Annotated in this window: 15 protein-coding genes; 10 read left to right on the top strand and 5 right to left on the bottom strand. The window is 58.3% G+C overall.

The genetic code is table 11. The features are described from left to right. Nucleotides 1–3 precede the first annotated feature (3 nt). Nucleotides 4–1110 (top strand): GumC domain-containing protein, encoded by a 1107-nt coding sequence (locus NQT62_RS13725; protein ID WP_256765302.1) that lies wholly within the window; start codon nt 4–6, stop codon nt 1108–1110. On the opposite strand, the gene NQT62_RS15550 is transcribed toward NQT62_RS13725, so the two are convergent. Further along, entirely contained in the window at nt 1099–5151 is a 4053-nt protein-coding gene (locus NQT62_RS15550; protein ID WP_256765301.1) for a translocation/assembly module TamB domain-containing protein, read from the bottom strand. The genes NQT62_RS13725 and NQT62_RS15550 overlap by 12 nt on opposite strands. A gap of 2 nt (nt 5152–5153) precedes the next feature. After that, nucleotides 5154–6899: an autotransporter assembly complex protein TamA gene (locus NQT62_RS13715; protein ID WP_256765300.1), complete on the bottom strand. Its 1746-nt coding sequence runs from the start codon at nt 6897–6899 to the stop codon at nt 5154–5156. Between the two features lie 316 nt (nt 6900–7215). Between NQT62_RS13715 and NQT62_RS13710 the strand changes: the two genes are divergently transcribed. Both NQT62_RS13710 and NQT62_RS13705 read left to right on the top strand, forming a co-directional pair. Then, nucleotides 7216–9456: a hypothetical protein gene (locus NQT62_RS13710; protein ID WP_256765299.1), complete on the top strand. Its 2241-nt coding sequence runs from the start codon at nt 7216–7218 to the stop codon at nt 9454–9456. Nucleotides 9457–9603: 147 nt separating this feature from the next. Next, complete coding sequence (locus NQT62_RS13705; protein ID WP_256765298.1) at nt 9604–10377, top strand: hypothetical protein; 774 nt, start codon at nt 9604–9606, stop codon at nt 10375–10377. A gap of 49 nt (nt 10378–10426) precedes the next feature. Here the strand turns inward: NQT62_RS13705 and NQT62_RS13700 are convergent, their stop codons facing one another. Together NQT62_RS13700 and NQT62_RS13695 are read right to left on the bottom strand one after the other, a co-directional pair. Then, nucleotides 10427–11512, bottom strand: a complete 1086-nt coding sequence (locus NQT62_RS13700) for a 2Fe-2S iron-sulfur cluster-binding protein (protein ID WP_256765297.1) — start codon at nt 11510–11512, stop codon at nt 10427–10429. A gap of 25 nt (nt 11513–11537) precedes the next feature. After that, nucleotides 11538–12743, bottom strand: coding sequence for an alkane 1-monooxygenase (locus tag NQT62_RS13695; protein WP_256765296.1), 1206 nt, complete (start codon nt 12741–12743; stop codon nt 11538–11540). A 192-nt stretch (nt 12744–12935) separates the two neighbouring features. Between NQT62_RS13695 and NQT62_RS13690 the strand changes: the two genes are divergently transcribed. From NQT62_RS13690 to NQT62_RS13660, 7 genes are all read left to right on the top strand, one after another. Continuing rightward, nucleotides 12936–13562, top strand: a complete 627-nt coding sequence (locus NQT62_RS13690; protein WP_256765295.1) for a TetR family transcriptional regulator — start codon at nt 12936–12938, stop codon at nt 13560–13562. A gap of 115 nt (nt 13563–13677) precedes the next feature. Continuing rightward, the gene (locus tag NQT62_RS13685; protein WP_256765294.1) at nt 13678–14421 is read left to right on the top strand and encodes a response regulator transcription factor; all 744 of its coding nucleotides are present in this window, start codon (nt 13678–13680) and stop codon (nt 14419–14421) included. A gap of 46 nt (nt 14422–14467) precedes the next feature. Next, the gene (gene hemA / locus NQT62_RS13680; protein ID WP_256765293.1) at nt 14468–15745 is read left to right on the top strand and encodes a glutamyl-tRNA reductase; all 1278 of its coding nucleotides are present in this window, start codon (nt 14468–14470) and stop codon (nt 15743–15745) included. After that, nucleotides 15746–16828 carry a peptide chain release factor 1 gene (gene prfA / locus NQT62_RS13675; protein ID WP_256765292.1) on the top strand — a complete coding sequence of 361 codons (1083 nt, stop codon included), beginning with the start codon at nt 15746–15748 and terminating at the stop codon, nt 16826–16828. A gap of 4 nt (nt 16829–16832) precedes the next feature. Further along, nucleotides 16833–17741 (top strand): peptide chain release factor N(5)-glutamine methyltransferase, encoded by a 909-nt coding sequence (gene prmC, locus NQT62_RS13670; protein ID WP_256765291.1) that lies wholly within the window; start codon nt 16833–16835, stop codon nt 17739–17741. Between the two features lie 27 nt (nt 17742–17768). After that, nucleotides 17769–18098, top strand: coding sequence for a Grx4 family monothiol glutaredoxin (gene grxD, locus NQT62_RS13665; protein ID WP_256765290.1), 330 nt, complete (start codon nt 17769–17771; stop codon nt 18096–18098). A gap of 12 nt (nt 18099–18110) precedes the next feature. Beyond that, nucleotides 18111–18710 (top strand): UbiX family flavin prenyltransferase, encoded by a 600-nt coding sequence (locus tag NQT62_RS13660; protein WP_256765289.1) that lies wholly within the window; start codon nt 18111–18113, stop codon nt 18708–18710. Here NQT62_RS13660 and NQT62_RS13655 read toward each other — a convergent pair. After that, entirely contained in the window at nt 18674–19567 is an 894-nt protein-coding gene (locus tag NQT62_RS13655) for a methyltransferase (RefSeq protein WP_256765288.1), read from the bottom strand. The two genes, NQT62_RS13660 and NQT62_RS13655, sit on opposite strands and share 37 nt — an antisense overlap. Nucleotides 19568–19610: the final 43 nt, after the last annotated feature.

The following is a 19610-nucleotide window of genomic DNA, read 5'->3' as shown; positions in this document are numbered from 1 at the left end:
GCCATGCGCAACACCGACCGCACCGACCGACTGGGGCGCCGTGCCCTGCTGCTGTTGCTGCTGGTCGGAGCCGTGCTGATTGGCGGGGTGTGGGGTTACCTCACACGGCCTGCGCACAGTGCAGTTGGTCTGCTGGAAATCGGAAATACAGACTGGACAGAGCAACAACTCCACGACAAACTTCAAGCAACCCTGGGTAGCATCCAGGACCCAGCGGTGGCTTTCAAAGCCCTGGAAGACCGCCGCGGAGAAAGCTGGATTCAACCCCAGGAGTCGTTCGAAATCGCCAGTCGGGAGTTGGCCAAGGCCTTGTCTGCCCGTGAATTGCCCAACACCAACCTGATCGAAATCCGGTTGGACACCCACCGGGCTGCCCAGTGGGAACAGGTGCTGGAGTCGGCTGGTGATGCCTGGCTATCCTGGCTCAACATTCAGAACCAGACATCCACTGACCAGCAAATTGAAGCACTGGAAGAAGCCTTGCGAGCCAAGGAGCGGGAAATTTCTGCCGCCTTGTTGGCGGAAAAATCGAACCTGCAACAACACACCGACAGCAAGGCACTGGCTCGATTGCAGCAGCGGGAACGCAGCCTGCAGGCTGCACTGGAAAAAACCTTGAAACAAACACCCGATGCCGGCGTGCAACCACCAGTCGCGGCACAGGCAGCGGTCTACAGCCAACAGGTTTTGCTGCAACGCTTGAAGAACCGTGAAACACAACTGCTGACTCAGCAGCAACAACTGCAGGCCGACTCGCCGTTGGCCGACAGCCTTCAGTCAGAACTCAATGCCGTACGACTTGAGATGGCACGTCTGCAGGAACAAGTGCGCAGTGTGCAGCAAAAGCTCGATGTCGATCGCTCACAACTGTCGGCCACGGATCGACAATCCCGCATTCAGGCACTTGAACAATCGCTGCGACAAACCCGGGAAGCAATCCAGGCAGCATCCACAACCACCGTGGAAAACGTCGCTGAACCCAAACGCCACAGCGATCAACTGTTCAAAGAACTGGAACAATTGGACAACCAATTGATTGATGCCAAAAAAGCCAACGCACAACTGAAGCTGACTTGGTATAAAAAACCGGCTCAGGCGTCAATCAAATGAAATCTGGTAAAGCACGTCCAGCGCATTGTCAGCGCCGGTTCGGGCAATCAGGCTGAGCTGTCGGGAATACTGATAATTCAATTTGAAAATACTGGCGGCTGTGGTCACCGACTGATCAAAACTGGCGTAAAGCTTGTCGCTGATGCGTTTTCCAATCGTGATGATCCGTTGTGACAACAACGGGTCATCTGCGCCAATCACGTTGGCCGACAGGTCTGCACCAGGCGCCACCGCCACCTTGCTGCCCACCGCCCGGGAATCGGCAGCCGTGAGTGAACCCGTACTCAGCGCCACATCGTCGATGCCCAATTGGCGCGCAATTTTCCGGGTAGGGCTTTCATCATCATTGCCGAAGATGGCAGCCGCCGCCGTTAGCAACAGGGTTTGGTCCCGATCTGCGGAATTGGTACCGCGGCCAATGATCATCCACGAGAGCTTCTCGGAATCGGGTACCGCTGGGTCGCTCACCAGGGTCACCTTGGGCCGCTGGGCAGTGCCGGTGATTTCCACGCCGGCTTCCACCGCCACCCCTTTCCGGACCGCACGCACATTGATGCCCGGGTTTTCCAACGGTCCCTGGAAATTCACCACACCCCGCTCAATGGTCAAGTCCTGCCCATAGGCACGGTACGTTCCATCCACCGCCTGAATGGTTCCAGTGGCAGACAAACGTCGGCCGGAACGGCGATTGCCACTGCCGCCCACCCCCTCCAGCATGCTCAGCTTCAAACCACCTTCCAACCGCGTGTTCAGGCCTTCTGCACTCACATAGAACAGCTTGCCCAAGCGGGCCTGCAATTGCACATCCAACGGCAAGCCCGCCGCACTGGCCGCATTGCGACCCTGGATTACCACATCGTCGCTCAGGGTCGGCACGCCCGAATCGGGCGACTCGACATACGCACCCAGCACCTCGATATCGCCGCGAACGCGAAGAGGCTCGCCCTCGCGGTCGGGCTGCTGCACCTGCAGGCCTGCATCCAGCATCACCCACCGGTCAAAGCGCTGCACCAAGGGCGCGCGTTGGGCCTTCACTGTCAGCGCGCCCTTCAAACCATTCAAATTCCATTCACCACTGGCGGTCAGCCGGCCAGTGCCCTGAATCAGGGGCCCCAGTTGCTCAATGCGCTTTCGGGGTGGGCGGCGGTTGTACACATTGAATTCCGCTTGCTCAATGCGTGCTCGGCTCGTGTTGAAATCCACCACCACATTGCCGTCTTCCAGCCGAACCCCCTGGTCCAGCTGAAAAATATCCAGATCCATGAAAAACAGTCGCCCCTGCACATCGGGCTCATTCAATGAGCCTGCAATGGCAACGGCCACCTGACCAGTGCCGTTGGTTCTCACGCCACCACTGAGCAGAGGACCCAGCCAATTCAGTTGATACAGACCTGCCGCGATGCTGCCCTGCATGGGCCCGTTGCTTGCCAAGCCCCAGCGCTGGGTGACCGGGTTTTTTTGAACAGGTACACGCAGGTTGGCGTTGATGGCGGCGAATTGTGGTGCCACCAGGTCCAACTGCATGGCTGCTGCAGTGCGGTCAAACTGCAAGTGGGCATCGAACCGCTCAATGGGTACATCGATTTGTGAATCCTCCAGCACCTGCAAGCCACCCGACACGTGCTGAAGATCAATCACCCCCTGAACACTGGCTGCGTTGGCCCGATAACGCCAATTCACCCGTGCCACCAAGTCCTTGGGTTCAATCGAGGCCTGGGTTCTCAAAATTGGCGACAACCGCGGAATACCCAGCGCAGGCATCTCACCCTCAATCTGGACCGTCGACCCATCCAGTTTCAACACGGTGTTGCGAATCAGGGTTTTGTCTTCCCCCATCAATTCCAGCAAGCCAACCTGAAGGTAGCGTGGTGCCCAAACCAGGGAGACTGGTTTTTGCAAGGTCAGGCTTCGGGCGGGAGTCCACAACCCTTCCGCTTTCAAGCTTTGCAACACACCCCGCCAGCCCAGCGGCTGGCCCGGCCGGTCTGTTTGCGGCCCCACCCCGCCGCGCAGGCTCAGGTCGACCTTCAAAGGCCGCTGACGGCTAAATGGCGTCAACCCTGAGGCCACCTGTGCATTGAAGGTGTGTTGACGACGGGTCCCGGTCAACTGCAGGCGCAGGGTCTTAACCCAGGTTTCCGCCAACTGCAAACGGGGACTACCCGGTAACGGCTGGCCAATGCCCTCGGCTTGAAGATCCATTGTCCAGGGGGATTCGGGTCGGCTGCCCAAGGCAAATGACCCCTGAATACCCTGAACCACCGCCTGGTCTGCCAATCGAAGACCAGTCACCTGAAGGTCACCCTGCGCATCGGCCTGCAGACCCTGGCCCTTCAAGCGGGCCTTCAGCCGAATATCCCCAGCCAACGGTTGATTGAACACACGTCCCAAAGCCGCCAGCTGCGGCAACTGTGCATCCAGTGACAACACATCATCCGGCGCACCATACGCACCATCCATGCGAACCGTATTGCCCAGCATGTTCAAATCAACCTGCACCTGGGTGAGTCGCTGCAAACTTCCATCGGCCATGGCATGCCATTGAATTGGCGCATCTGCCAAACGTGACGCTTGCAGTTGCGAACGCAGACGTCCCGCTGGCATCCATTCATCCCGAACCAACTTCAAGGTGCCGTCAAACTGACCGTCTCCATTCAGGTCACCTCGAGCCCATGAGGATGCACCGGGTACCCACGCGGCAGGGTTCAGGTGGCTGAAGGTCACGTGAACACGGGCAGGCCAGTTGCCCGCCATGTTCACGTACCCGTCACCCTGAAGCCGCGCGTTCTTTTGCTGAATGTCCAACGCATCAATCGTCCAACGTTTGGCCTGCACACTGCCATTCACGGACACATCAAACGCATCAGCCACTGGAACATCGGCCAACACGGTTGGCCGAATACCCTGGCCACGCAGGGACCAAGTCAACAGCCCATTGCTCAAACGATCGGATGCAGCCTGCAGTTGCACAGAACCACCCGGCCCACGCTCATCGGCCAGTTGAATCGGCTGCACCGTGGCGCTGGCCTGCACGGGAATGCCGTGCTCTAACTGTGCATGAACCTTGGCCACCAAACGGCCCAAGGGCAACCCACCGCGCTGCAGGGCCAATGGGGTTTGGTTGGTTACATCCAGGTTGGCGTTGATCACGCTGAAGTCTGCATTCGGTTCAACCGCAAGGTGGATGTTCAACAAGGCCTTGGGTGCGGCACTGAACCAGTCCCTGGGGTTGAACTGGCGGGCATCCAGCGTGGCCGACTCCACTGGTGCCAAGGTCAACGGGTGCAACACGCCACTGGCTTGAAGCGTCTGCGTCAATCGCGGTTTGCCTGCTTTTTCCGACGGGGTCTGCCGGCCAGTTGCGGTCAGGCTCAACTCGGTTCGGTCGAGCGATCCCGCCAACCGGGCTTGCGCGGTCAAGGCCAGGTCTTGCACAGTCCGTTTGGCGTCGGCCTGGGCTGTCAACGCGTAGGGTTTCTCAAGCACCAGGCGGCCAGACACGGCCAGGTCCGCACCATCCAGGCGGGTTGACCACTGCTCGACGGTCAATGCACCATCGCGAACCACAGCGCGGGCATCCACCTGCTCCAGCGCCACGGACGGAGACACCACCAGCTGATCAATGCGCAGGGCCTGCAGCTCAACATCCAGTGGCAATTCAATCTTGTCGGGCAACTCAATCGGCTTTTCCTCTTCATTGGACGGAAAATTCAGGCTCACCGCTTGAGCCTGGAGTCGCTCGATCCGAAGTGTTCCGGTGGTCAGGGCCGACCAGTCCACACGCAACCTCAAGCCGCTCACGGCAATCCGTTGGGTCTTCCCGTCTGCCCGGGTGGATACCCACTCCAGCGCATCCAGTGAGAACCCCTGCCACACCGTGCCGTCAACCTGGCCCACTTGGGTCTGCGGAATAAAACCCAATGCCCAGCGCAACCCGGCGGAAGTCCCCAATAGCCAGTACATGCCCAAGGCCAGCAGCACTATTCCGGTACCCAGCAACCCAAACAACGCTGTGGCAAAACCCTGTTGTCGGCAGCGCACCCTCAAAATGCCACCCCCAGTGAAAAGTGGATGCGGACGCGGGGCTGGTTGACCGCCTTGGCCACATCCAACGCAATCGGGCCTGCCGGTGTTTTGTAGCGCAAGCCCACACCCACTGCTTTTTGCAGATCCAGTTGCGACCAATTGTCAGCCACATCACCCACATCCGTGAACACGGCAGCACCCAGGTTGCCTTTGAACCAACGCGTGTATTCCAGGCTGCCAATCATCAGGCGCCGTCCACCGACCAAAATCCCTTGGTCAAGCACCCCGATGTCCAGAAACTCAAAACCTCGCAAACTGTTGGTGCCACCGGCCCGAAACAGATAATCCTGGGGAATGTCGCGCCGCGCGCTGGCGGCAACCGTGCCAGCCTCTAGCCGGGCGGAGAACAGGTTTTGGCGGGATGGGGACCAGAATCGCTGCACGCGGCCATACAGGCGAACAAAATCCTGATCCGAGGCCAATTGCTCGCTGGCTGCGGCCACCTGCCCGTATGCAATGTAGCCGCTGGATGGATTCAACCGGTCATTTACCCGGTTGTGGGTCCACGACGCACTGCTCACCAAAGCCTGCGTCGCACCGAAATTCACACCCAGTGACTGCCGCTCCTCCTGCTGGTAGTTCAAACCCAGGCGCACCTCATTGCTGCCAAACCGGTACTCACGAATACCCCCCACCGAGTTGCGATTGATCTCCAGATTGCTCAAGGTCTGATGATCGGACGCGATGCCCAACGAGTCCACCACGCCACGCCGGGAGGGCGGGAAAAACAGGTCTGCGTAAGCAGACTGGCGCTTCTGTTCCAGACGGGCACCGGTCGACAAGGTGTAGGCCTTGTCCCACAGGTTATTGAACTGGTAACTGGCTTCGGTCCGAAACCCGGTGTTTGAACTGTAGCCAGCACCGAGGCCCAGTCGCTTGGAATCACTTTCCTGAACAGACACCTGAATCGGCACATGCGTTGGCGTTCGGTCATCGGTGTCCACCTTGACATCAACGCCAGAAAAATAACTCGTGTTCTGCAAATCGGACAGCAAGGTGAGCAATTTCTCCTGCTCATAACGGTCGCCAGGTTCAATGGTGTTGTAACGCTCTATCAGGTCAGGGCGATACTTGTTCAGTCCCTCTATTTGCAATGGGCCAAAAGTAAACACGGGGCCGCTGTCATAAACCACCCGAAGTACCACAGAATGCGTCTCAGGGTCCACCTGTGCGCTGCTTTCGGCCAGCGTGGCGGCCGCAAAATCGCGCGAGAGCAAATCCCGCAACAACAGGTCTTTGGACGCAGTCCATTCAGCCTGATCAAACGTTTGCCCCCGGCCCAGCAACCACAGCGTCTTCAAGCGCTCACGGCGCTCTGCAAACTGCGGCTCATTGATGGCACCGTCAAACTCAATCTGTAGATCGGTCACGACACTGGGGGGCCCAGGGTCGATGGTGATGATCAATCGATTGGCATCGGGAACACGGGAAATCACCGGCGAGAAGTAGCCCCGGGTGCCCAAGGCATCGCGCAGAACAGGCCGCAAGCGTCGAAACAGCTGCCACACATCGCCTTCATCATTGACCGTGGCAGACCGGCGAATCGGTGCCATGGCATTTTGAATCAAGTCCTCAAATTGGGCAGGCACGGTCACCCGCACTTCAGGGATATCCGCCGGTTCCTGAGCCAAGGCAAACCGGTGCCCCAGGAGCGCAACCCCCAGCAGCACCGCAATCAACCGTGTTGGGACAAAACTTTTCAAAGCACATTCTTTTTACAACAAACCAAGGGGCATGTTAATGGCTTTTGCCGCTCAACCACCGCCCCAAAGCCGGGCAGTGGGCCAGCGGATTGAAAGTGTGTCGTCTTCAAACACGCATCAGACACAGTCAATACGTTAAAAACATCCACGCAACACATGTAACAAAATCGCCGGAAAGACAAATCACATTCCACGAACAGATTGATTTAAAAACAAAAAAAATTTTTTCTTTTTTTGAATCCAAACACAATCGGCTGTCAGTAAAACCTGTATCCATTTGAAGTCTTTTTACATCCATTTACTGACGAGGTCCACCATGGCATCTCCCGTTGCAACCATTAAAACCACCACCACAGGCCTGGACGTTTCCAGAGCCGGACAACAAATGACGCTGGGACAAGACGGCAGCTTGGCTTGGGGTGACGTACTGACCAACAAAACCGCCGCTGATATTGAAGTGCTGATTCCCGCCCAATACAAAGGCCAGGGCAGCACATTGCTGACATTGGCGCCTGGCGCCTCTGCCGAACTCAAACAGATTCCCAGCCCAACGGCTGACGGGTATGCCCGCACCGAAGTGGTTGCGCTCTCCGAAGGCGTTGAGCTGTACGACATTTCAGATGACATCAGCTCAGCCATCCTGACCCCCTATGAAGGCACCATGAGTGGCTTGGTGGGTGCAGGGTTGCTGGCCAGCGCCGCTGGCGGCGGTGCCGGTGCGGTTGCCTTGGGTGGACTCGGACTGCTGGGCCTTGCAGCCGCCGGTGGCGGTGGTGGCGACACCATTGTGACCGATAGCGGCACTGGCACTGGAACAGGCACTGGAACAGGCACTGGAACAGGCACTGGAACAGGCACTGGAACGGGCACCGGAACAGGCACTGGCACTGGCACCGGAACAGGCACTGGCACCGGAACAGGCACTGGCACCGGAACAGGCACTGGCACCGGAACAGGCACTGGCACCGGAACAGGTACTGGCACCGGAACGGGCACTGGCACCGGAACAGGTACTGGCACCGGAACGGGCACTGGTACCGGAACAGGCACCGATGGAGAGCCCGTGGGTGTTGCAGGCTTGGTCAGCGCAGTGGGCTCTGGCCTTGAAGCCGCCGGAACAGGCACCCCCTTGCAGCCGCTAACCGACGCCTTGTCATTCGTACTGGCTGGAAACACCTCCACCGCCACAGCACAATCTGCCGGATCTGAGCGCTTGAGCGCGGCCGCCGCAGACCCAAGTGGCGGTCAATTGTCTGGCGCAGGTTTTAACGGATTGAGCGGTGTTTTGACGACCATCGGATCGGCCATCGCTGGACAAGACGAGCCATCTGGCTTGGCCAGGTTGGTCGGTTACGCCGTGGGTGTCAACGAGACTCCCGATGACCGATCCACCGGCGTCAATGGTGGCGTGGCCAGCCTGTCCCGCGGCTTGGCAGACGGCACCAGCGCCAACGGTGCTGTGTCTGGTCCTTTGGTTGACGTGATCAAACCCCTGGCAGCCGCATTGGGCTACAACGATCAAGGCAAAACCGATGGTGTGGCGCAAGGTTTGGGCATTATTGCCAACTACTTCGCCACCAATGCAGAAAACTTTGGCCCCTTGGGCGTGTTGATTGGCGCGCTGGCACCCGTGGCGGGTACTGGCGCTAGCGATGCCGGGCACACCGGCTTGGCTGGCTTGGTCGACGAAGTGGGCGAAGGCTTGGTCGACCTGACCGACACCAGCGGCAGTGCCTTTTCACCGTTGTCCCCCGTGACCAATGGGCTGGCCGACGGCTTGGCCATGCTGTCTGACGGCTTGGCCACCGGCGGAGAAACCATTGTTGAACAAGGCAGCGCCAATGAAAGCACCGCACCCTACGCAGAAGCGCTGGGCGGGCTGCTCGGGCTGAATGCGGATGATGGCACCGGTGGTGGCAACACTGGCGGTGGCGACACCGGCGGCGGTGACACTGGCGCCGGCATGTTCACCAGCGGGGCTGAAACCCTGGTCGGTGCAGCACCCCTGGAGATGATCCCCACGGCCGGGCCTGCCATCGAAAGCGGTATTCTCTCCGGCGCACAGATGCTCGACACACTGGCGAGCGGTGGACTGCCCGGTGGCAACACTGGCGGTGGCGACACCGGCGGCGGTGACACTGGCGCCGGCATGTTCACCAGCGGGGCTGAAACCCTGGTCGGTGCAGCACCCCTGGAGATGATCCCCACGGCCGGGCCTGCCATCGAAAGCGGCATTCTCTCCGGCGCACAGATGCTCGACACACTGGCGAGCGGTGGACTGCCCGGTGGCAACACTGGCGGTGGCGACACCGGCGGCGGTGACACTGGCGGCGGTGACACTGGCGGCGGCATGTTCACCAGCGGGGCTGAAGCCCTGGTCGGTGCAGCACCCCTGGAGATGATCCCCACGGCCGGGCCTGCCATCGAAAGCGGCATTCTCTCCGGCGCACAGACGCTCGACACACTGGCGAGCGGTGCATCCCCCCTGAGTTCAATTACACCCCCTGCAGGTACCGAGGCCGTGTTGAACCCATTGCAACAGGCACTCGGCGCGTAATCAAACACACGTCAAGCCGCCTGAAAAACCCCGCTGCGGCGGGGTTTTTTCATGGTGTGCGCACCCTGAATCCATTTTTGAAAGCACCCAGTAAAATACAGACAACACCTACAACAATTCCACCCACCGAACCCGAGAGAGGCATTCATGAGCGACACACAAGCACTGGGCAAAATTGCCAGCCCCACCGACAAATTGCTGGTTCAGCGACAGGGTCAGGAAATTGCATTGGCGCAAGGTGACGTTGTGCTGGCGGGCGATATTCTTCAGAACCGCGACGCCGCACCGGTGGATGTTGAGCTAAAAGCGCTGTCAGACGGTCAGGCCAGTTCATTGGTCACCCTGGCACCCAACGCGGCTGCCCAAATGTCGGTGACCAGCGGCGCAGAAGGTGGGCAGTTGATTGAGGTCACCTCGCTGTCCGATGGCGTAGAGCTGTTTGCCATGGGCGATGGCGCCAATGGCGCCGTTCTTGTGGCCGACTCCGGCGGGTTTACTGGATTGGTGGGCGCAGGCCTGCTAGGGGGCGGCCTCTTCGGTGGTGCCAGCACCGCGGCGGCTGTGCTGGGTGGCGGCGTGGCCGTGGCGGCAGTGGCCACATCCAATGACAGTGGCAGCGGCGCAGCAGCCACAGTCGACACCCGGGTGGACAACGGCACGGATACCAATGCCCCTGGTGACAGTAACAACGGCGGTTCCACTGGCGGGGATACGACGGGTGGGGACACGACCGGTGGCGATACCACCGGTGGCAATACCGATGGCGGAAGCACATCGCCACTGTCGCCCTTGAGCGACGCGCTGGCCAACACTCCCCTGGCCCCTGTGGGGGATGTATTGGACATGGTGGGCAGCGCCTTGCCGCTCAGCTCGCTACCCTCGCCATCTGACTCACCAGTTCCCTTGCCCCTACCGGTCTAAACCCAACGTTGCATGCACGAAAAAAAGCCACCGAATCCGGTGGCTTTTTTCATTCAAACTTGTCGTAGTGAATATGTTCCGGTTTCACGCCCAAGGCGCTGAACCTGGCGATGGCCGCATCGATCATGGCGGGAGGTCCGCACAGGTAAGCCTGCACACGGGGCCAATCCAAGTTCAGCTTGTTCAACGCATCGGTGACATAACCCCGCGGGCCTTCCCAACCTGAATTGGCCGCCTCTTCGGACAGCACTTGCGTAAAGTTCAGTGAACCGCGCCAGCCCTGCTGAATGCGTGCAATCTCATCGGCTGCGTACAAGTCGCGCTGTGTTCGGGCACCAAACAGGTAATAGGCATCGCGCGTTTCTCCAGCCCATTTGGCCTGGTCCAGCAAACTCAGAATCGGCGCCATACCACTACCGCCAGCCACACACACAATCGGGGCTGGTTTTTCACCTTCAGGGGCACGCAGGTAAAAATCACCAAACGGGCCACTCACGCTCAAACGAGTTTCCTGGCGGTTGGCCTCAAACAGCCACTCGGTAAACCGGCCTCCCGGCACTTTGCGAATGTGGAACACCAATTCATTCAACTCTTGGCCTTTCGGTGCCACTGCAAAACTGTAGTTACGGCTTAAGCTCAATTCCTCCAAGCGAAGCTCGGCGTACTGCCCGGCCTTCATGGGCATGGCATCATCCAACGCGACCCGCAACTCCACAATGTCGTGGGTCAGGTTTTTCTGGCCCACAATCGTGCCGCGGGTTTCCACCAAACGGTCACCGCCCGAGGTCAGGTTCACCTCGATTTCCAGGTCTGTTTCTGGAATGGATTGACAGGCCAAAATCATGCCGGCCTTCAAATCCTCGGCACTGAGCACATAACTGGAGTCGGTCAATTCCCGCACTTTGCCGCTTTTGAGCGTGCATTTGCACTGTGTGCAACTGCCCACGCGGCAGTTGTGTGGAAAGCCCAACCCCGCAGACAGTGCTGCATTCAAAATCACTTTGCGGCCCTTCTCCACCTCAAAGCTCTGTTCTCCACCAGCCACAGACACCTTGAAGGTTTCGCGGTGTTTGCGCTTGGGTGCAGCGCTCACCGCACCCCCTTGTTGCAATCCCAACCATTCCAGCAGTTTCATGGGTAGTCTCCGGTTGAAACAGCGGTTAAACCGTTGCCGGGCTCATGGATTGAGCCTGTTGTTGTTTGCCCAACTGGGCCGACTTCAAACCTTTCATACCGCTTTTCAGGCTGGCCTCGATCGCCAATTTCTTTTCCTCGGGTGTTGCAAAGTGTTCGTCCCAGTGGTTCAACAAGGGGGTCATGACCCGTTTGTACAGGGGCGGAACAAGGGTCAGCAAAATGGTGCCCAAGTAACCAGTGGGCAACATCGGCGCATGGCGATAGCTGCGCAGGTTCCAGTACTCCTGATCAGCCTCGGCATGGTGATGGCTGTGGCGAGTCAAGGCATACAACAGCGCAGTCGATACCGACGCATTCGTATTCCAGCTGTGACGTGGCTCTACCTTGTCTTCAGGTCGACGCACAATGCCGTAGTGCTCCATGTAATTCACGATTTCCAGCAAGGTTTTTCCGCCGGCTGACATCACCCAGAACATGGCCACGGCCCACCAGCCACCCAGTGCATAAGCACTGACGAACAGGGAGAGACTCATCAAATTGCCACGCATCATGCGGCTGTGAATCGGGTCCCACACCGAATAACCAAACTTGGCCAGCCGCTGCTTTTCCAGTTTCCAGGCCGAGCGGTAGCCGCCCAACCAGCTTTTGATCACAAAAGTGTAAACATTGTCACCACGCTGGGCTGTTGCTGGGTCAGCCGGTGTACCAAGGTTTTTGTGATGCCCGTACACATGCTCAATCGCAAACGAGGCATCGCAAGTAAACGCCAACATCCAGCGACCCAGAATCATGTCGCGAGGACTGTAAGTGCGGTGGGTCAGCTCGTGGCCCACGTTGGTGCCACCGGCACCAAACAGAAAAGCACCGGCAACTGCGCCAAAAAACCATTGGTACCAGGTGGTGTTGGCCTGAATGGCCAGGCGATCATAGCCAAACCAGTCTTTCATCACCCCATCAAGGCCCAACACATCGTGACTGGACACGCCCCAGCTAAACAGCAGCGTGACCCACATCAACAGGGGCAAGGTCAGCCACAGCATGAAGTTCAAAAAGAACTCATTGTTGAAGCGCGGCTCTGTGCGATCTTCGGGCAACAGCAAGTCACCCACGGCAACCACCATGACCAAGGCCACGATACCGGCGTACATCCAGGGCCCACCCTGGAACATCACGTGCATCACCGCAAAGGCAATCACGGGAAAGGTGGTGAATTTGAGATAGTGCAGCATGTTCGGTCTCCCAAGTTAACGCACGGTTTAAATGTTGTTGGCATCCGTGGATGCGCTGTGCGTGCTGACAGTGTGAAAGCATGTTAACGAGTGTTAACATGGTCGTCAACCCCCCAGCTTTTGCTTCAGAAGTGGGGCTCTAAATCCGAGCAAGCGGCCGAATTTGAAGGCTTTTGGATATAATCAAGCGCCATGACCATCCCTTCCGCCTCCACCCACGGCCGTCAACGCCTCATCGATGCCGCCCTCAACCTGAGCTATCACAAGCGCAGCTTTTCCAGCTTGGGCATTCGGGAAATCACGCGGGAAGCGGGTTTGTCTGCACCAGCTTTCTACCGGCATTTTGAAGACCTCGCTGACCTTGGGCAGGCCGTCATCCGTGAGGTCGAGCAAGCTGTCATCCAAGCCTTCACTGAAGTGCGCCTTGCAACCGCCAAAGAAGCCGACCTCGACATCCGGCCCATGCTGCTCAAACGTTTCTTTGACTGGGCGGTCGACAACCCCAAGCCCATTGTGATCGGTGCATCTGAAGCCTTTGGTGCACTGGAAAAAATGCGGCTAGGCCTGAAGAAGACCTTGAGAACCATCAGCCAGGACATCTGCGCCGACTCACGCATTTCCCGCCTGCTCCCGGGTCTGCCTGAAGAAGAAATGATGGAAGTGCTGGAAGTGCTTGCCCAGAACATGCTCTTCATGGCGGTGGACTATGTGGAACAGCCCGAGAACCGCCAAGCGATTTTTGAAAAGGCACTTCGCATCGTCGGTGTCCTGTTTGCCGGTGCCCATGCCATTCACGCCTTGCAATCCGATATTCGTTAAAAGAAATTAACAAATAAGATAAGCTGTCATTCGCAATCAGTTCTTTCGATTAAACTATTACCAGTTTTTATAAAATCGGTTTAACAATTTAGCGAAACAGCCGTCAGGAGCCCGCATGCGCATCGCCATCCTTGAAGACGATCTCACCCAAAGCGAAATGCTCAAATGGGTCCTGGAGTCGGTCAATCACAAGTGCTACACCTTTGCCACCTTCAAAACTTTCCAGACCGCCCTGTATCGGGACAGCTTCGATCTGGTGCTGCTGGACTGGGTACTGCCCGACAACTCCGGCCCCAAGGTGATGCAATGGATCCGCGAGACCATGCACATCAAGGTGCCCGTGCTGTTTATCACCTCCAAAACCGATGAAGAAAACATTGTCGAAGCCTTGAATGCCGGCGCCGACGACTACATGATCAAACCCATCCGCCGGGGCGAATTGGTGGCCCGGGTCAATGCCTTGCTGCGGCGCGCCTATCCAGAGCTGACTGCGCCCGAGGTGTTTGACATTGCCGGCTTGGAATTTCACCCAAAATTCAGCACCATCGTGCGCCACACCAACCGAGTGGTCATGACGCAAAAAGAATTTGACCTGGCGCTGCTGCTGTTCCGCAACCTCGGCAAGCCCCTCTCACGCAGCCACATTCAAGAGGCCGTGTGGGGTCGCGACACCGACCTGCCCTCCAGAACCATGGACACCCACATTTCACGCGTTCGCTCCAAGCTATCCCTCAAGCCGGAAGACGGTTTTCGGTTAACCCCGGTCTATGGCTTTGGTTACAAATTGGAACAAGTGGACGCCGACGGGAAATCCAAGGACTTCAACGCAATCCGCAAGCAACTGGAACAAGGCGCTTGACGGTGCTAGGCGAGGCTCGGGCTATAATGGGCTGTTGTACCGCGCTATGAGCACCATGGAGCTTTTTGCTGTTGGCCTGAATTACCAATCTGCCCCGCTGGCTTTGCGGGAGCGTTTGGCATTTCCGGCCGAACAATTGGCCGAAGCCTTGCAAGCCATTCGTCAGCGGGTGCATGCACCCGAAGCCGCCATCCTCTCCACCTGCAACCGCACCGAAGTGTACTGTGCAGCGGCAGACGGGCAACAACTGGAAGCCGACTTGCTGAGCTGGCTGTCGACCAGCAAAAACATCCCCCCCCACGAACTGCGCCCGCACCTGTACGTGCTGCCCCATTCGGACGTGGTTCGGCATGCCTTCCGGGTGGCCAGTGGGCTCGATTCCATGGTCCTGGGTGAAGCCCAAATTTTGGGTCAAATGAAACAGGCTGCCCGCACCGCAGAAGAAGCAGGCACCCTGGGGCAAATGCTTCACCAGCTGTTTCAACGAACATTTTCGGTCGCCAAAGAGGTGCGTTCTCAAACCGAGATTGGCGCCCATTCAGTGTCCATGGCATCAGCCGCAGTAAAGCTGGCCCAACGTATTTTTGGCGACCTGTCCAAACGCAATGTGCTGTTTATCGGCGCGGGCGAGATGATTCAACTCTGCGCCACCCACTTTGCGGCCCAACACCCCAAGTCCATCACCATTGCCAACCGCAGCGCGGAACGTGCGCAACAATTGGCCCAAACCCATGGCGGCCAGGTCATTGGTCTTGGACAAATCCCAGAGCAACTCGCCAACTCCGACATCGTGGTGTCGTGTACAGCCAGCACCTTGCCGCTGATCGGGCTTGGCATGGTGCAACAGGCCTGCAAACGCCGCAAGCATGCCCCCATGTTCATGCTGGACCTGGCAGTGCCCCGCGACATCGAAGCACAGGTGGCAAGCCTGGATGATGTATTCCTGTACACCGTGGACGACCTTAGCCAAATTGTTCAGGAAGGCCGTGAACACCGCGCAGCCGCCGTTGAACAGGCCGAGGCCATTATCGAAACCCAAGTGCAGGGCTTCATGCGCTGGATGTCTGAGCGGTCGCTGGTGCCCGCCATTCAACAGTTGCACCAACGTGCCGATGACATTGCCCAACTGGAGCTGGAGCATGCGCAACGCCTGCTGGCCAAAGGCACCACACCCGAAGAAGTGCTGCAGCTGATGGCCCACCGCATGAGCGCGAAATTCATGCATGGCCCGATGCAAGCGCTGCACAAAGCCACACCGGCAGAGCGTGAGCAACTGCTGCAATGGCTACCCGATCTTTTTCAAATCAAACACCCCAACGCCTAGATGAAAGACAGCATGCGGTCGCGGCTGGAGCGCCTGACGCAGCGCCTGGCCGACCTCGATGAATTTTTGTCGTCCCAACACGCTGCCAACGACATGGCGCAGTTCAAGGCCATCACTCGGGAGCGCTCTGAACTATTGCCTGCAACCGAACGTTATGCCGAATACCGGCGGCTTGAAAGCGATTTGGACACAGCCCGCCAATGGTTGACCGACCCAGACATGCGCGACATGGCCCGCGAAGAAATTGCGCACAACGAAGCACAATTGACAGCACTGGAAAGCGACCTTCAGCGCCTGCTGCTGCCCAAAGATCCAAACGACCACCGCAACATCCTGCTGGAAATTCGGGCAGGCACTGGCGGGGATGAGTCAGCCCTGTTTGCGGGTGACTTGTTTCGGATGTACACCCGCTATGCAGAACGGCAAGGCTGGCAAATTGAATTGATGAGCGCCAGCGACAGCGAACTGGGTGGCTACAAGGAAGTGGTGGTGCGCTTTGCGGGCAACCAAGTGTACAAAACCATGAAATTTGAATCGGGTGGGCACCGGGTGCAACGGGTGCCCGCCACCGAGTCACAAGGCCGCATCCACACCTCCGCATGCACCGTGGCTGTGCTGGCCGAGCCTGACGAAGCAGAGGCAATTGAAATCAATACCGCAGACTTGCGCATCGACACCTTTCGCGCCAGTGGTGCAGGCGGTCAACACATCAACAAAACCGACTCCGCAGTGCGCATTACCCACTTGCCAACTGGCCTGGTGGTGGAATGCCAGGATGAGCGCAGCCAGCATCGCAACAAAGACAAAGCCATGAAAGTATTATCGGCTCGCCTGCAAGACAAAGTGGACCGGGAGCGGCAAGCAGCCGAAGCTTCACAACGAAAAAGCCTGGTGGGCTCGGGTGATCGGTCAGAGCGCATCCGCACTTACAACTTTCCACAGGGTCGCTTAACGGACCACCGCATCAACCTGACCCTGTACAAACTGGACCAAATCATGGATGGCGACCTGAGCGAACTCATGGCCAGCTTGACAGCCTTCCATGAGGCGGAACTGCTGGCCGAAATCACAGCCAAGGAATAAAGGCTTGAACCCACCCTGCACCATCAACGAGGCACTGCAGCATGCACGGCGTGAAACCGCCATGCCCATGCTGGAACTGCGTCTGCTGATGCAAACCGTGTGCGGACTTACCAACACCCAGATCATCAGCCGAGGTGGCGATGTTCTTCAGCCGGAATATCAGGCTCACTTCATGAGCCTGGTTCAGCGTCGCTACGCTGGTGAGCCCATCGCCTACATGCTGGGTGAAAAGGAATTCTACGCTCGACCTTTCAAGGTCACACCGGCCGTTCTCATTCCCCGCCCCGACACAGAAGACGTGGTCACCCAAGCGATTGCCTGGATTAAACAACGCCAGGCGCAACAGCCCAATCGCACCCTGCGTGTGCTGGACATTGGCACAGGCAGTGGCGCGATTGCGCTCACCCTGGCACTGGAATGCACCGGGATTGACGTACTGGCCTGCGACATTTCCGTTGAGGCCCTGGCCGTTGCCCAAGACAATGCCCTGCGATTGCAAGCCCCTGCGGTGCAGTTCATTCAAGGTGACCTGCTGGATGCCGTTCGAACGCACCAGCCCGATGCCCGCTTCGATCTCATCATCAGCAACCCGCCCTACATTGAAGCCGGCGACCCCCACCTGGACCAGGGTGATTTGCGCCATGAACCACCGGACGCGCTCACGGACCATGGCGACGGGCTTCGCTTTTACCGGGCCATTGCCCAGGAGAGCCCCGCGTTTTTGACAGCAGGCGGCGCGGTCATCGTCGAACATGGCTACCGGCAGCAAGGCGCGGTGGTCCAACTGTTTCAGCAAGGTCCTTTTGTCAGCGTGGCGGGGTTTACCGACCTGTCTGGCAACCCCCGGGGCGTTCTGGCCAGCCTTGAATTGCGGCGGAACACCCCCATTTCCATTACAATTCAAAGTGTTTGATTCATTTGCCTTGAAAGGAAGTGCCCCATGAGCATCCGCGACACCATTCACCAAACCGTCACCAGCCACCCGGTGGTTCTGTTCATGAAAGGCACCGCCCAATTCCCGATGTGCGGTTTCTCGGGCCGTGCCATTCAAATCCTGAAAGCCTGCGAAGCCCAGAATGTGGCCACCGTGAATGTGCTGGACGATGCCGAAATTCGCCAAGGCATCAAGGAATATGCCAATTGGCCCACCATTCCCCAGCTTTACATCAACGGTGAATTCATTGGTGGTTGCGACATCATGACCGAGATGTTCCAGAACGGCGAGTTGCAACAACTGATTGCCAACGCCAACGCAGGCCAAAAGGCCTGAGCAAACGCCGCTTTGACTGCGCCTCACCAACAACAATCCATCACCGTGGCCATCACGGGCGCCAGCGGTGCCCTGTATGGCCTCAAGGTGCTGGACTTGTTGCGTGCCCGGGGCGACACAGAGGTTCACTTGGTGGTGTCGTCGTCGGGGTGGCTCACCATCGCCAGCGAAAGCGACCTCAGCAAAGAAACCATCGAAGCCAAAGCGGATGTGGTGCACAGCCCCAAATCGGTCGGCAACTGCATTGCCAGCGGCTCATTCCCCAGCAAGGGCATGATCATTGCGCCTTGCAGCATGCACACCTTGGCCAGCGTGGCCACGGGCTTGTCAGACAACCTGATCAGCCGAGCCGCCGATGTGTGCTTGAAAGAACGCCGGCGGCTGGTGTTGCTGCCCCGTGAAACCCCACTGAACCTGGCCCATTTGCGCAACATGGTGAGCGTGACCGAAATGGGCGGCATTGTGATGCCGCCGGTGCCAGCGCTGTACCAGCGCCCGGGGTCCATTGATGAATTGGTCACCCACACCGCCCAACACGCCATTGAGCTATTGGGTTTACCGGCCTTGGAGTCTGCTCAGCGGCCCGTGTGGTCCGGTATAAAAAACCGCTGACGCAAACCGGAATCACCGGCCAAACCCAGATCATCCAACAATCGCGTTAAACGGGCACCCGCTTTGGGGTTGCTGCGCTGGTGCTTGCGCGCCAGGATAAGCTCGTTTTTCATGGAATGCTCCCACCCCACCAGCTCTGTCACCGTAACCTGGTAGCCATGTGCCTCCAACTGCAGGCAACGCAACACATTGGTTAGCTGGCTGCCAAATTCACGTGTGTGCAACGGGTGCCGCCACAATTCAAACAAGCTGCTGTTGCCCAAGCCACCCTGTTTCGCTGCTTTTAAATGGGTCGCCACCTCAGCCTGGCAACAGGGCACCAGGGCCATCAATTTGGCTTCTTTCTTCAAACCAAACGCGATGGCATCGTCGGTGGCGGTGTTGCAAGCGTGCAATGCGGTCACCACGTCCACCGTGGCCGGCAAATCGGGGTGATCCGTGCTTTGGGCCACCGGCAGGTTCACAAACTGCATACCCTGCTCAAACCCCAGCTGACGGGCCAAAGCGCTCGACTTCTCCACCAGTTCGGCACGGGTTTCAACACCTGCCACCCAGGCACCTTCGGGCTCAGCCTTGAAGACCAAGTCATACAAAATAAAACCGAGATAGGACTTGCCAGCCCCATGGTCCACGAGCGAAATTTTTCCACCTTGCGCGGCTCGAAGTTCCCGCAGGTGCGGTTCGATGAATTGGGTCAGGTGGTACACCTGCTTGAGCTTTCGGCGGCTGTCCTGGTTGATGCCCCCCTCGCGCGTGACAATGTGCAAGGCCTTCAGCAGTTCGATGGACTGGCCGGGGCGCAGGCCCAACGTGTCGTCAAGGGACGGTTTGTTCTTGGATGCGGGCTGCTTGGCCATGCGCTGGGCTCCAGCTCTACAAAACAACGGGGAAACTTTGGGA

It is taken from the genome of Limnobacter humi (assembly GCF_024518835.1).
Taxonomy (GTDB): Bacteria; Pseudomonadota; Gammaproteobacteria; order Burkholderiales; family Burkholderiaceae_B; genus Limnobacter; species Limnobacter humi.
Note: the sequence above shows the minus strand (reverse complement) of the source record. Positions and strands in the feature narration are given on the sequence as shown.

Excerpts from the sequence above, each read along its gene's own strand:
- NQT62_RS13655 (WP_256765288.1), bottom strand. The coding sequence starts at position 19,567 with ATGGCCAAGCAGCCCGCATCCAAGAACAAACCGTCCCTTGACGACACG.
- NQT62_RS13685 (WP_256765294.1), top strand. The coding sequence starts at position 13,678 with ATGCGCATCGCCATCCTTGAAGACGATCTCACCCAAAGCGAAATGCTC.
- NQT62_RS13725 (WP_256765302.1), top strand. The coding sequence starts at position 4 with ATGCGCAACACCGACCGCACCGACCGACTGGGGCGCCGTGCCCTGCTG.
- hemA (WP_256765293.1), top strand. The coding sequence starts at position 14,468 with ATGAGCACCATGGAGCTTTTTGCTGTTGGCCTGAATTACCAATCTGCC.
- NQT62_RS13690 (WP_256765295.1), top strand. The coding sequence starts at position 12,936 with ATGACCATCCCTTCCGCCTCCACCCACGGCCGTCAACGCCTCATCGAT.
- NQT62_RS13710 (WP_256765299.1), top strand. The coding sequence starts at position 7,216 with ATGGCATCTCCCGTTGCAACCATTAAAACCACCACCACAGGCCTGGAC.
- NQT62_RS13700 (WP_256765297.1), bottom strand. The coding sequence starts at position 11,512 with ATGAAACTGCTGGAATGGTTGGGATTGCAACAAGGGGGTGCGGTGAGC.
- grxD (WP_256765290.1), top strand. The coding sequence starts at position 17,769 with ATGAGCATCCGCGACACCATTCACCAAACCGTCACCAGCCACCCGGTG.
- NQT62_RS13695 (WP_256765296.1), bottom strand. The coding sequence starts at position 12,743 with ATGCTGCACTATCTCAAATTCACCACCTTTCCCGTGATTGCCTTTGCG.
- prfA (WP_256765292.1), top strand. The coding sequence starts at position 15,746 with ATGAAAGACAGCATGCGGTCGCGGCTGGAGCGCCTGACGCAGCGCCTG.
- NQT62_RS13705 (WP_256765298.1), top strand. The coding sequence starts at position 9,604 with ATGAGCGACACACAAGCACTGGGCAAAATTGCCAGCCCCACCGACAAA.